This is a genomic window from Herpetosiphonaceae bacterium, from assembly GCA_036374795.1.
In the GTDB taxonomy this organism is placed as follows: Bacteria; Chloroflexota; Chloroflexia; order Chloroflexales; family Kallotenuaceae; genus LB3-1.
The window spans coordinates 1-12,949 of record DASUTC010000163.1 but is presented as its reverse complement, the minus strand read 5'-3'; the positions used below and the strand labels follow the sequence as shown (position 1 = coordinate 12,949).

Sequence of the window (12,949 nt, the reverse complement as noted above, 5' to 3'; positions counted from 1 at the left end):
CGTATGGCGATTCATGAGCTAGAGCTGCCCGCGCTGCACATCGCATCCGAGGCGGTCGCCCTCAACGAGGTATCCTTCGCCTACCCCGACGGACGGGTAGCGCTCCAAGATGTCATGCTGACGATCGAGGCTGGCGAAAAGGTGGCGCTGGTCGGGCCGAACGGCGCGGGGAAGTCCACGCTGCTGCTCCATCTCAACGGCGTGCTCGGCGCGCTCGACGGCGGCGTGCGTATCGCCGGGATCGAGGTGCGGCGCGCGACGCTGCGCAAGATCCGGGCGCTGGTCGGGCTGGTCTTTCAAGATCCCGACGATCAGCTCTTCTCGCCGACAGTCTTCGATGATGTGGCGTTCGGGCCGCTGCACATGGGCCTGGACGAAGCCGAGGTGCGCGCGCGCGTGGCCTGGGCGCTTGATCAGGTGGGCATGAGCGGCTTTGAGGATCGCATGCCGCATCACATGAGCCTGGGCCAGCGCAAGCGAGTCGCGGTCGCTACCGTGCTGTCGATGGAGCCGCACGTGCTGGCGCTCGACGAGCCATCGGCGGGCCTCGATCCACGTGCCCGGCGGGGCCTGATCGAGCTGCTTCGTGCGCTCCCCCAGACGATGCTCGTCTCCACGCATGATCTGCGGATGGCCGCCGAAGTCTTCCCGCGCACCGTGATTCTGGCCGATGGTCGCGTGGCGCATGACGGCCCCACGGACGCGATCCTGAGCGACGACGCGCTGCTTGAGCGGTATGGTCTGGAGATGCCTTAAATTATCTGTATTGTATAACGCTGGGGCATCAGACGACAGTAACCCTTGAGGTAACGTGAACACTATTGTAGTTATTACCATAGAGCACATGAATGTTCGCCTTGGCCGATTCTCGATCTTGGTTCTTGGCCCTCACCCCGGGCCCAGAGGGCACCCCCCTCTCCCATCGCCTGCGGCATAGGAGCGGGGAGACAAGTCGCTCGTCCCATTGTTCCCTTGTTCCGTTCCACCGGTTCTTGGTTCTAAATTTTTCCTCTAACACAACGCTAACACTCTTCATATACGTTTCTAGTGTACTATGAGTAAACTTCTACCTAGACGTTGCGCCGACGCGCGCACAATCGTACTTGCAGAGGAGATACTCATGCCTAAGATTGTTGGTATCGACCTGGGAACGACCAACTCGGTCGTCGCGGTGATGGAGGCCGGTGATCCGGTGGTCATTGCGAACGCCGAGGGTGGTCGGACAACCCCATCGGTCGTTGCATTTACCAAGAACGGCGAGCGGCTTGTCGGGCAGACGGCCAAGCGCCAGGCAACCATCAATCCTGAGAATACCGTTTTTTCGATCAAGCGCTTCATCGGCCATACCATCGACGAGGTTGGCACCGAGCGCGAGATGGTGCCGTATCAGGTCGGCAAGGGGCCGCGCGGCGATGCCCGCGTGAAGATCCCGGTCATGAACAAGGAGTACACGCCGCAGGAGATCTCGGCGATGGTGCTCCAGAAGCTCAAGGCCGATGCCGAGGCGTATCTGGGCGAGAAAGTCACGCAGGCCGTGATCACGGTTCCGGCCTACTTCAACGACTCGCAGCGCCAGGCGACCAAGGACGCGGGCCAGATCGCCGGTCTGGAAGTGCTGCGCATCATCAACGAGCCGACGGCGGCGGCGCTGGCCTACGGCCTGGATAAGAAGGCCGACGAGACGATCCTGGTCTTCGACCTGGGCGGCGGTACGTTTGACGTATCGGTGCTGGAGGTCGGCGAGGGCGTGGTCGAGGTCAAGTCAACCTCCGGCGATACGCACCTGGGCGGCGACGACTACGATCAGCGCATCGTGAACTGGATCGTCGACGAGTTCCGCAAGGATCAGGGCATCGACCTGTCCAAGGATCGTCAGGCGCTCCAGCGGCTCAAAGAGGCCGCCGAGAAGGCCAAGATCGAGCTGTCGAGCACGCCGCAGACCGAGATCAACCTGCCGTTTATCACGGCGGATGCGTCCGGCCCGAAGCACTTGCAGATGAACCTGACGCGCGCCAAGTTCGAGCAGTTGACGGCAGACCTGACCGAGCGGCTGAAAGGCCCGTTCAACCAGGCGCTCCGCGACGCCGGGCTGAAGTCCAACCAGATCGACGAGGTCGTGCTGGTCGGTGGCTCCACCCGTATGCCGGTGGTGCAGGAGCTTGTGCGCAAGCTGACGGGCAAGGAGCCGAACCGTGGCGTGAACCCCGATGAGGTGGTGGCGATCGGCGCGGCGATCCAGGCGGGCGTGCTGGGCGGCGAGGTCAAGGACGTGCTGCTGCTCGACGTGACGCCGCTGTCGCTCGGCGTTGAGACGCTGGGCGGGATCATGACCAAGCTGATCGAGCGCAACACGACGATCCCGACGCGCAAGAGCGAGATCTTCTCGACCGCCGAGAGCGGCCAGACAGCGGTGGACATCAAGGTCTTCCAGGGCGAGCGCGAGATGGCGAACGACAACATGCTGCTGGGCCAGTTCCGTCTGGAGGGCATTCCGCCCGCGCCGCGCGGCGTGCCGCAGATCGAGGTCACATTTGACATCGACGCCAACGGCATCTTGAACGTCTCGGCCAAGGACAAGGCGACCAGCAAGGAGCAGAAGATCACGATCACGGCCAGCACCAACCTGAACAAGCAGGACATCGATCGGATGGTGCGCGACGCCGAGCTGCACGCTTCTGAGGACAAGGCCCGCCGCGAGCGGATCGAGCTCAAGAACCAGGCCGACAACATGGCCTACCAGGCCGAGAAGACGCTGCAAGACCTGGGCGAGCAGGTTTCGGCGGATCAGAAGAGCCAGGTCGAGGGGCTGATCAGCACGCTGCGCGACGCGATCAGCCGCGAGGACGAGGACGCGATGCGCTCCGGCATGCAGGAGTTGCAGCAGGCGCTGATGCAGATCGGTCAGGCGGCCTACGGTCAGGGCACCGACGGCGCGGACCAGCAGCAGCGCGGCGGCAAGGACGAGGGCGTCGTCGAGGGCGAGTACACCGTCGAGTAGCTGATCTTCCCGGATAGGCGACAGGGCGCGGGTCTGAACCCCGCGCCCTGTTTGTGTATTGAGGATCAGCACTCCGAGCAGCGCTAGATGCTCAGATCCTCGTCGGGGTCCATAAACGTCGTGAGCGTCTGGCGCAGCTTCTCCATGCCCAGGCGCAGCCGCCCTTTGATCGTCCCGATCGGCTCGTTGAGCTGCGCCGCGATCTCACTAGACGAAAAACCGCCGAAATAGGCCATCTCGATCGCCTGGCGCTGGAGCAAGGGCAGCGAGCTAAGCGCGTTGCGCAGATCGGCGCGCAGGACCGCAAGATGATCCAGGCCGCGCTCGACGGCGCCGCTCAGATCGGGCAGGTAATCGAGCGGGATCTCAAGCTCACGTGCCCGGTGCCAGCGAGAGCGCACCTCGTCGATCGCCCGGTTGCGCGCGATGCCGGAGAGCCAGGACGAAACCGAGCCCGCCGAGGGTCGGAACGTGGTGGCGCGATGCCATACGGAGTGAAACACATCTTGCAGCACTTCCTCGGCAGCCGCGCGATCGTCCGTGATACGCAGCGCGATGCTGTAGAGCAGCCGCGCGTAGCGCTCGTACAGCGATGACAAGGCCGACTCATCATGGCTACAGATCAGTTGCAGCAAGATCTCGTCGTCGAGTTCTGGGATGGATTGTGATGACATTTCAGACCGCATGCTGTACGACACTTCTACGATTATCCTCTATTCTAACGTATTTTTGATAACCCGCAGCAACCCAAATTTCGTCGTATGCTCAATGATCCGATGGGCTTGCAATTTCCGTACCGTATTAGTGAGGAGTCGATCGACTCTTCGTGGAAAAGCATAAATCTGCCTTGCTGGTACAATACATAATGTTAATCGCACCGCTCCCGCCAAACGAACCGGAGCGGGTGCAATCACGGAGCAATCATGACGATAGCAGAACCATTCTCGAATGGCGTAGACCATCCGCACTATATTACCGGTCCCTGGACGCGCGACGCGCGGCTTCGGGCAATCCAGGAAGAAGTGCGCGTGGCATATATCGACTACTTCCGCAAAGCCGTAAAAACCCGCAACTGGTTTCCCTGGGATGATCTACCGCTTGACGAGATGCGTGAGCGCGGTCATATGCTGTCGCCCGACACGATCACGATGATCGAGAGCTTCCTTGGCATCGAAGATTACGTCGGCGATTATGTCGAGGATGCGATCAATATCGTTCGCGGCGACCGCGAGCGGCGGAATATTCAGCTTGTCTGGGGCATGGAAGAGGCCAAGCACGCCGAGTCGTGGCATCTGGTGCTGCTCCACTCAGGCGTGCGCACCGAGGCGCAGATCCGCGAGTACCGCGACAAAGTATCGGCGCATCGCTGGACTATGCGCGAGAATCATCCGGGCCTCGATACGCCGATGGGCACAGCCGTCTATGCTATGGTGCAGGAGCGCGCCACCTTCTTCAACTACGATGAGCTGCGCAAGCGTATTCGCGCCGACTATGGCCTGCCCGAGAAGCCGACCGATGAGGAGCGCAGGCGCGGCAAGCAGTACGGCGCTGCTGCGGCGTTCAACATCGTCGCCAAAGACGAGATCGCGCACCATGCGATGTTCCTGCGGCTGGTCGATATTTATAAGAAGTACCTGCCCGCCGAGACGCTGGATATGATCTTCAGGGTCTTCAGCGGCTTCAACATGCCCGCGCTCTATTTGATCCCCAACGCCGACGATCTTAAGGCGGCGCTGGAGCGCACCAGGATGTACACGCCGCTGAAGCATGGCCGCTCCGTCGCCAACCCGATCCTCGACGCGCTGGGCTTCGACAATAAGCGCGCGCTTGAGCGTGCGGTTCAGGCAGCCAAGCTGCTGCCGCCAGGCTGCGGGCCGGAACATATCGCGATTGGCCGCTCCGGCGAGTTCGTCCTCTCGACCACACCGGGCACGACGGTGGCGCAGGCTGCTGTCGGCTAAGCCCTCCCTCACAAAGAACAGCGCGGCGGATCGGACATGATCTGCCGCGCTGTTTGCTTATTTCCGGATATGTTGGTTCGCCTGCCGCACTACGGCACGGAGACATCCGCGTAGTCGAGCATGAAGAAGGGCGGCAGGCCGAACTGGCCCGGCGCCAGGTTGCGGATGCGGATCGTGTTTTCGCCCGCGCGCAGCAGCCCCGCATCGAACGTCCAGCGCTGCGTCGCCCAGGTGCCCGTTGCCAGCGGCTGATCGTCGTTGGGCAGCGGGTTCGGTCCTCGGTAGATTGGCGTGCCGTTGACCGCGATCTCGATCGGCGTCTTGGTCCGGTCCTCGGAGTCCATGCCCTCGACGCTAAGCTGCGCCGTGCCCTGCGGCGGCGCCTCCAGCGTGAAGCGCGCCTGCATCGTGTGGTACGGGGTGCCCGTGCCATAGATCCAGGTTGCGCTGCGCCCGGCGTAGCCCCGCGCCTGCCGATAGCCCCCCTGCCACGCCCCATCCTCCAGGCGAATCTGCCTGCTCGTACCTGTCGACGGCTCAGGTGGCAGTGGGCTTGTCGGCTCCGGCGTTGGCGGCGCTGGCTCTGGAGCGCTTGTCGGCTCCGGCGTTGGCGGGGAAGGAACGCTCGTCGGCTCAGGCGCGGCGGGCGGATTGGACGCTGCACCAAACACTACGTCGGCGTAGTCGAGCATGAAGAAGGGCGGCAGGCCGAACTGGCCCGGCGCCAGGTTGCGGATGCGGATCGTGTTTTCGCCCGCGCGCAGCAGCCCCGCGTCGAACGTCCAGCGCTGCGTCGCCCAGGTGCCCGTTGCCAGCGGCTGGTCGTCGTTGGGCAGCGGGTTCGGTCCTCGGTAGATCGGCGTGCCGTTGACCGCGATCTCGATCGGCGTCTTGGTCCGGTCCTCGGAGTCCATGCCCTCGACGCTGAGCTGCGCCGTGCCCTGCGGCGGCGCCTCCAGCGTGAAGCGCGCCTGCATCGTGTGGTACGGGGTGCCCGTGCCGTAGATCCAGGTTGCGCTGCGCCCGGCGTAGCCCCGTGCCTGCCGATAGCTCCCCTGCCACGCCCCATCCTCCAGACGAACGCGCGAGCCTGTCACCGGCACAGGCGGTCGCGGCGGCTGGGTTGGAGGAACAATCGGATCTGGTGGTCGTGTCGGCGCGAGCGTCGGCGGCACCTCGGTCGGGGGTGGTGGCGCGAGCGTCGGCGTTGGCTGAGCTTCGGTCGGCGGCTCCGGTGATGGCGGCAGCGTCTCAGCCGTCACCGGCACAAATGTCGGCGTCGGGAGTAGCTCATCAGTGGCGCGGGCCTGCACCGATCGAGGCGTAGGCGCTGCGGTGCTCGTGGCGTCGCTTGCGCCCAGCACGATCTGTCGGCGCGACCAGCCAGCAGGCATCTGACCACCGACCAGCCAGACGATGAGAAAGCCCAACAGCACCGCGCTGAGCACCATGAGGAGCATCAGCCAGATCTGCACCTGTCGCGTGTTCTGCTTGCGCATGCTCCGCTCCTCTCGCGCCACGTCATGCGCGCAGCCTTTGCGCCTGTGGAGGTGAGCAGGCAAGATATGGACCAGCGAGGCATGCCGCAAAGCGTAGCGATCCGGCGCTCAGCACAAAGCAGGATAAAGCGGAGGCGTCAATGGAAGGCCATGAGGAAGCGGAGGGGCACAGTGTAGAGCAGGCCAATGCCGCGCGGCAGCGACACCGAGCAACCGAGCGCGACGATCAGGTCGACGATACCTTGGATGCCGATTCGCGCGGGCTCGGCTCCACAGTCTCCCAGCGATCGGCCCAGGTATGCAGCGCATCCAGCACCCGTTGCAGATCGCGGCCTTTCTCGGTCAGGCTGTACTCGATCTTGACGGGAATCGTCGGATCGACGCGCCGCTGGACCACGCCCCGCTGCTCAAGCTCTTTCAAGCGCTCGGATAAGACGCGGTCGCTGAGCTTATCGACGGTTTTGGCGATCTTGCTGAACGTCGTCGGGCCGTTGCACAGCACGCGCAGGATCAAACCGGTCCAGCGCTTGCCCAGCAACTCGACCGCTTTCTCGTATTTTGGACACAGATGAAGCTCGTTATTACTCATACACGTTACCTAATCTTACAGATGCATGCTAACACAAAGTAAGTAGCCAGGCAAGAAATTTGCCACGCTGTCAGGCCGGCAATCCATGCTCCAGCGCGACAATTCAGAGTCGTCGCGCCATGAGCAGCTCGTCGTAGCACTGGCCGTCGTAGCAGATTGCCTGAGGCTCGACGCCATAGGTTGTAAAGCCACAGCGGGCATAGCAGCGAATCGCGGCGATGTTGGTTGTCACCACGGCCAGCTTGACCACCTGCACCTGCCGCTGCTCGGCCCAGGCCAGGCTGGCGGCAATCAACCGATCGGCAAGGCGCTGCCCACGCCAGGGAGGCCGCACATACACGCCCCAGATGATCGCGCTGTGACGAGTTTTCGGCGAGAATCCCAGGCGAATCCCGCACATCCCGACCAGCGTCTCATCGGCTGCGGCAAAGTAGATCGTCTGCTCAGGATCGTCGGCGGTATGGCTGGCTCGCTCGGCCCAAAACGAGAGCGGCTCCTGCTCATCTGTGGCATAGTCGGCGCTAAATGCCTCAGGCTGTGATCGCAGCGCTTCAAGGCGCAGATCACGAAACGCGGCGGCATCATCGGCCACACACGAGCGAATCCGGATCGGATGATGCAGATCTGACATAGCCTCCTCTGCTTCGAGCTTCGAGCTTCAAGTTCCAAGTTTCAAGTCTCCAGCCCTTTGCCTTCTGTTCTTTCCCTGGCTCTATGTTCCCTTGTTCTTTTGTTCTTTCGGCCCTTTACCAGTGTACAACCCGCGACAAGTAGCGCTGGAAGCAGCCGCCGAAGGAGCGGCACGCAGCTTGCAGGAAAGACAGACGACCGTTCGCCGAACACGTGCTTCAAGGAGTCGTCTATGAACCTGCAAGATCTGCCAATCTTAGATCAGCTTGCCGAGATCTCAAACCACGACTACAGCTATATCGTCCTCGCGGCAATTGCCGGGCCGCTGACACTACGAGTGTTCGGCTTCAAACTGCTCTCACAGCTCATCCGGCCACTTGCGCTGATCGTGCTGCTCGGCGGCATGTACGCGAAGCAGCAGCGCAGCAATGGGGCTTCGCATTCGGCGTAGGCCCCCAGGTGGAGTGGCGCGACCGCACGCTCATGTATTCCGGCTATAATGTGTGCAGAGCGCTGGTCGTCCTGGGGCGACGCGCCTGATGAATAATTACAGCAATGATGGGAGCAGGTATGGCCCGGATTGGGATACTTGTGGTCGCATACAACGCCGAGTCGACGCTGCAAAGCGTGCTTAAGCGCATTCCACCCGACATCATGGCGAAGGTTGAAGAAATTTTTGTGTTCGACGACGCGAGCCATGATCGCACATTCGAGGTCGGCAAGGAGTACCAGCAGCATATATCGCAGGGCAAACTCTCGATCTATCGGAATCCCGTCAACCTGATGTACGGCGGTAATCAGCGCCGGGGCTATCAGTATGCGATCGAGCGTGGCCTCGACATCGTCGTGCTGCTCCACGGCGACGGCCAGTACGCTCCCGAAGTGATGCAGGAGCTCCTCACGCCGCTCGAAACCGGCAAGGCCGAGATGGTCATGGGCTCGCGCATGCTGATACCGGGCGCGGCGCTTCGAGGCAACATGCCGCTATACAAATACGTCGGCAACAAGATCCTGACCTGGATCGAAAACCGGCTGAGCGGCACGCGGCTGAGCGAGTTTCACTCCGGCTACCGGGCCTACTCGGTCCATGCGCTGAACACGATCCCGCTGGATGGGCTTACTACCAACTGGCACTTCGATACACAGATTATTCTGGAGTTCTTGAAGCGCGGCTACCGCATCCAGGAAGTGCCGATCCCCACCTACTACGGCGACGAGATCTGCCACGTCAACGGCATTCCCTACGCCATCAACTGCATCCGCGAAACGCTTAAGTTCGCGCTACTCTACCGCTGGAGAATGAATGCTGCACTACCGCTTGCATCGCGACCCAAAAAGTAGCCATCAGCAAATAGCGACGCTCGTACGACGCCTGGGCTGTAGTCCAATCCTGGATGTAGGAGCGGCCCAGGGCTTTTTAGGTCAACTGCTGCGCGATAGCTCGCTGATGATCGACGCGGTCGAGCCGAACCCGCAGTGGGCCGAGCACGCGCAGCCGTTTTATCGCCGAGTCTTTGCCTCAAGCATCGAAGACGCCGCGCTGCCTGCCAGAACGTACCGCGTGATCGTCTGCGCCGACGTGCTGGAGCATACCGTCGATCCCGAAGCCGTCGTCCGGCAGTTGCGCCACGTGGCCGCCGACGACGCGCTCTTTATTATCTCGCTGCCGAACGTCGCGCACCTGGCCGTGCGCCTGATGCTGCTGTTCGGTCGGTTCCCGCAGATGGAGCGCGGCATCCTCGACCGGACGCATCTGCACTTCTACACGCTCGATACCGCGACCGAGATGCTGTGCCGGGCCGGGCTTGAGGTCGTGCGGGCGCGGCCTACCGGCGTGCCGCTCGATGAGCTGTGGCCGCAGGGCGAGGGCAATCCGCTCTTCGGCGCGCTGATGCGGCTGCAACATCTGGCGCTGCTGCTCGCGCCACGGCTCTTTGGCTTCCAGTGGGTGCTGGTGGCGAGGAGACGAAACGGAGAGCCAAGAACTAAGAGCTAGGAACCAAGATCTGGGAAAGAACGAGGGAACCAGAGAGCAAGGGAGCATTGCGCTGTTCTTCCTGACCTCCGACCCCTGACTCCTACATTTGAACGAGGTATGCGCGAGAAGTTAGCAACACGACATTGGGAGCTTGCCGCATGGCGGATCAGCCTGCGCCATCATGGGATCGGGCCGGTGCTGGCGCTGGCGCTGCTGCCGTTTGCGCTCTTCTGGGCGGAGGCGCTGGGTCGCCGCGTCTTCTACCATCATGATCTTCAGTACTACTTCTACCCCTACCACAAGCTGATCGTCGATATAACGCGCGCCGGGCATCTGCCGCTCTGGAATCCGTATGCGTTTAGCGGCATTCCGCTGCTCGGCGACGGCCAGACGGCGATGTTCTACCCGCCCAACTGGCTCTTCTGGCTGCTCCCGCCGATCTACGCGCTCACCGTCGTCGTGCTGCTGCAATTCTCGATCGCGGGTGTGGGCATGTGGCTCTACCTGCGCCGCCTGCGCCTCGGCGCGCTGGCGGCGTTTGTCGCGGCGCTGGCCTATATGTTCAACGGCTTCCTGGTGGCGCGCGTCGTACATCTGTCGATCATGGCTGGCGCGGCGCTGATCCCGCTGATCTTCTGGAGCGTCGAGCGGCTGCTGCAAGCGCGGGATAGGCGATCGTTCGTGCTGGCCGCTGCGCTGGTCGGCGTGCAGGCGCTGGCGGGCCACCCGCAGATCCCAATCTACACCGCCGTGGGCCTGGGCGTGTACTGCCTGACGCTGATGCTCATCGAGTGGCGGCGGCGGCGCTGGCAGACATTCCAGCCGCTCGCGCTCCTGGGTGGCATCTACGTGTTGGGCTATGCCATCGCGGCGATTCAGCTCGTGCCCTGGATCGAGTTCGCCTCGTTCTCGCCGCGCGCCGCCAATGCCAGCTACGAGTTCGTCACGTTCCAATCGCTGAGCGGCTTCGACTGGCTGCTCTGGCTCTTTCCGTACGGCTACGGCGGCCTGCGCACAAGCTGGCTGCAATCCGCGCCCGCCTGGGATCTGCAGGTCTATCTCTGGGAGCGTCTGGCGTATGTCGGGCTGCTGCCGCTGGCGCTGGCGCTAGTCGGGATCGCCGATCTCAGACGCCTGTGGAGCCAGGCCCGGCGCGGCGATCCACAGCCGGGCGACACACAGCCGCTTCCGGCTGAGCGGCTGCTGGCGCTGACCCTGGTGCTGGTGGTGGTGCTGCTGATCGCGGCGGGATCGAGCACGCCCTTTGGTCGGCTGATCTATCTGCTGCCCGCGATCGGCAAGCTGCGCGCCTATGCCCGCGCCGTCGCGGTCGGCTGCTTTGCGCTCGCGGCGCTGGCGGCGTTCGGCGTCGAGCGACTGGCAGCGCACAGCCGTCCAGCCAGCCGCGCGTCAGCCCGATTGCCGATCGTCGCGGGAGCGCTGCTGGCGCTGGCCGTCACCGGATCGCTGATCGCCGCCAATGGCATCGGCGCGTCGGGCTTTGCCAGCGCCCAGCGCAACCCAATGTTTCGCGTCATGCTCGATCGCTCGCTCCAGCTCGATCAGGCCAACGCCTACATGCCGCTGCTGCTGGCGCTTGCCAGCACGATCGTGCTGTGGTGGCTCAGCCGGGGCGTGACCCGGCGCGGCGGCGCGGCGCTGATCGCGGTCGTCGCGATCGATATGCTCGGCTTTGCCGCGACGTTCAATCCGACGACCAGCCCTGAGAGCTTCGCGCGCGTGCCGGAGAGCGTCGCCTTTTTACGCGGCGAGCCCGAACCGTTCCGGACAGCATCGTTTGTCAAAGACGACCGGCTGCCGCCTGAGGTGGCGCAGGCGCAACTGGCGATCAGCTGGGCAATCCCCTACGGCGTCGAGGACATCAACGGCTTCAATTCGCTCCAGCCGCGCCGCTACACGGATCTGCTGTTCGGCCCTGAGGTCGAGGACGTATCGTACGGCTTTCTTGGCGATGCCGCGCTGCTTCAGCCGGACAATCACCTGCTGAGTATGCTCAACGTTAAATACGCGCTGGTGCAGCCGCAGCTAGCGCTCGTGCCCGAACCTGGCCCGGAGAGCTTTCTGCCCGCCTCCGATCTCTATCCTACCGCGAGCTGGCGCAAGGTCTTTGAGAACGAGCACGTCCGGATCTATCGTAATCCCGCGCCCTACGAGCGCGCCTATTTCGTGCCCAGGGTCAGCGTGATCGCGGATGCGCGCGTGATCCTGGCGGCGATCAGGCAGCCCGGATTCGACGCAACCCGTCAGGCGCTCGTCGAAGGCGGCCTGAGCGCGCAGCAGACACAGCGCCTAGCGGACGACTCACCAGCTCAGGTGCGGATTGAGCGCGTATCGCCCAACGAGCTGCGGCTCCATACCCAGACGACCAGCGAGCGCTTCCTGGTCTTGAGCGAGATGTGGTTTCCGGGCTGGCACGCCGAGATCGACGGTCGCGAGCTGCCGATCTATCGCGCCAACTATCTTTTTCGCGGGCTGGTCGTCCCTGCGGGCACGCATACGATCCGCATGTCCTATCGCCCAACGTCGGCCCTGGTGGGCGCGAGCATCACCGGGCTGGCGCTGCTTGGCTGCGGCATCGCGCTCAGCGGGCGGCGCTTCCAGCGCCGCTGAACGGCTGTTGTTTCCTGGGAAGCGAATTGGTTAATCAGGCAGACAGACGAAGGATCAGCGATAGTGCTTCACAAAGCTTGTGGATAAGCTGCCGATTGGCAGGCGAGCTTGACGTGGAGCGAGAGTAATCATGGACCAATCGACGACCAAAGAGCAGCTTATCGCGGAAGTACACGCTTTGCGCCAGCGCGTTGCCGACCTGGAAGCGTGCCAGCCGGAGCGCCACCCGATCGAGCGTATGCTGAGCAGCCAGGCATCGGTGTTGAATGCCGTGGCGCAGGCGGTAATCGCCACGGATCTTGACGGAATGATCGTCTACTGGAATCCCTTCGCCGAAAAGCTCTACGGCTGGACCGCCACCGAAGTACACGGACGTAATATTCTGGATGTCACACCGTCGGCCATGCTCCAAACGCACGCGAGCGAGATTATGGAGCGGCTGCGCGAGGGCAAGCCCTGGTCAGGCGAATTTTATGTCCAGCGCCGCGACGGCACGATGTTTCCGGTGCTGGTCAGCGACTCGCCGATCCAGGACGAGTCGGGACGTTTGATCGGCATTATTGGCTTTTCGGTCGATATTACCGAGCGCAAGCAGTTGGAGGCTCGGCTGCACGAAGAGACAGAGACGGTCGAGACGATCAATCGCGTTGGACAACTGCTATC

At 62.9% G+C, this 12,949-nt stretch carries 12 protein-coding genes; 8 read left to right on the top strand and 4 right to left on the bottom strand.

Features of this window, described 5'->3' with window-relative positions; genetic code table 11:
- The first annotated feature begins 3 nt into the window (after nt 1-3).
- A complete protein-coding gene (locus VFZ66_11670; protein ID HEX6289845.1) occupies nt 4-756 on the top strand; it encodes an ABC transporter ATP-binding protein in 753 nt (250 codons plus the stop codon).
- A 364-nt stretch (nt 757-1,120) separates the two neighbouring features.
- Nucleotides 1,121-2,998, top strand: a complete 1,878-nt coding sequence (gene dnaK, locus VFZ66_11665) for a molecular chaperone DnaK (GenBank protein ID HEX6289844.1) — start codon at nt 1,121-1,123, stop codon at nt 2,996-2,998.
- Between the two features lie 83 nt (nt 2,999-3,081).
- Here the strand turns inward: dnaK and VFZ66_11660 are convergent, their stop codons facing one another.
- Nucleotides 3,082-3,672 carry a sigma-70 family RNA polymerase sigma factor gene (locus VFZ66_11660; GenBank protein ID HEX6289843.1) on the bottom strand — a complete coding sequence of 197 codons (591 nt, stop codon included), beginning with the start codon at nt 3,670-3,672 and terminating at the stop codon, nt 3,082-3,084.
- A 249-nt stretch (nt 3,673-3,921) separates the two neighbouring features.
- Here VFZ66_11660 and VFZ66_11655 point away from each other — a divergent pair, with 249 nt between their 5' ends.
- Nucleotides 3,922-4,959 (top strand): hypothetical protein, encoded by a 1,038-nt coding sequence (locus tag VFZ66_11655; protein HEX6289842.1) that lies wholly within the window; start codon nt 3,922-3,924, stop codon nt 4,957-4,959.
- Nucleotides 4,960-5,048: 89 nt separating this feature from the next.
- On the opposite strand, the gene VFZ66_11650 is transcribed toward VFZ66_11655, so the two are convergent.
- The 3 genes from VFZ66_11650 to VFZ66_11640 all read right to left on the bottom strand — a co-directional run bounded on the left by VFZ66_11650 (nt 5,049) and on the right by VFZ66_11640 (nt 7,678).
- Nucleotides 5,049-6,458 carry a hypothetical protein gene (locus tag VFZ66_11650; GenBank protein ID HEX6289841.1) on the bottom strand — a complete coding sequence of 470 codons (1,410 nt, stop codon included), beginning with the start codon at nt 6,456-6,458 and terminating at the stop codon, nt 5,049-5,051.
- Between the two features lie 226 nt (nt 6,459-6,684).
- Complete coding sequence (locus VFZ66_11645; GenBank protein ID HEX6289840.1) at nt 6,685-7,047, bottom strand: helix-turn-helix domain-containing protein; 363 nt, start codon at nt 7,045-7,047, stop codon at nt 6,685-6,687.
- A 103-nt stretch (nt 7,048-7,150) separates the two neighbouring features.
- Entirely contained in the window at nt 7,151-7,678 is a 528-nt protein-coding gene (locus VFZ66_11640) for a GNAT family N-acetyltransferase (GenBank protein ID HEX6289839.1), read from the bottom strand.
- Between the two features lie 231 nt (nt 7,679-7,909).
- Between VFZ66_11640 and VFZ66_11635 the strand changes: the two genes are divergently transcribed.
- The 5 genes from VFZ66_11635 to VFZ66_11615 form a co-directional block, all read left to right on the top strand.
- Nucleotides 7,910-8,128, top strand: a complete 219-nt coding sequence (locus VFZ66_11635) for a hypothetical protein (GenBank protein ID HEX6289838.1) — start codon at nt 7,910-7,912, stop codon at nt 8,126-8,128.
- Nucleotides 8,129-8,247: 119 nt separating this feature from the next.
- A complete protein-coding gene (locus VFZ66_11630; protein HEX6289837.1) occupies nt 8,248-9,018 on the top strand; it encodes a glycosyltransferase family 2 protein in 771 nt (256 codons plus the stop codon).
- The gene (locus VFZ66_11625) at nt 8,981-9,673 is read left to right on the top strand and encodes a class I SAM-dependent methyltransferase (protein ID HEX6289836.1); all 693 of its coding nucleotides are present in this window, start codon (nt 8,981-8,983) and stop codon (nt 9,671-9,673) included. The genes VFZ66_11630 and VFZ66_11625 overlap by 38 nt, the downstream gene beginning before the upstream one ends.
- A gap of 99 nt (nt 9,674-9,772) precedes the next feature.
- Nucleotides 9,773-12,286, top strand: coding sequence for a YfhO family protein (locus VFZ66_11620; protein HEX6289835.1), 2,514 nt, complete (start codon nt 9,773-9,775; stop codon nt 12,284-12,286).
- Nucleotides 12,287-12,416: 130 nt separating this feature from the next.
- Nucleotides 12,417-12,949: PAS domain S-box protein (locus tag VFZ66_11615; protein ID HEX6289834.1), on the top strand; the 533-nt coding region annotated here is incomplete at its 3' end.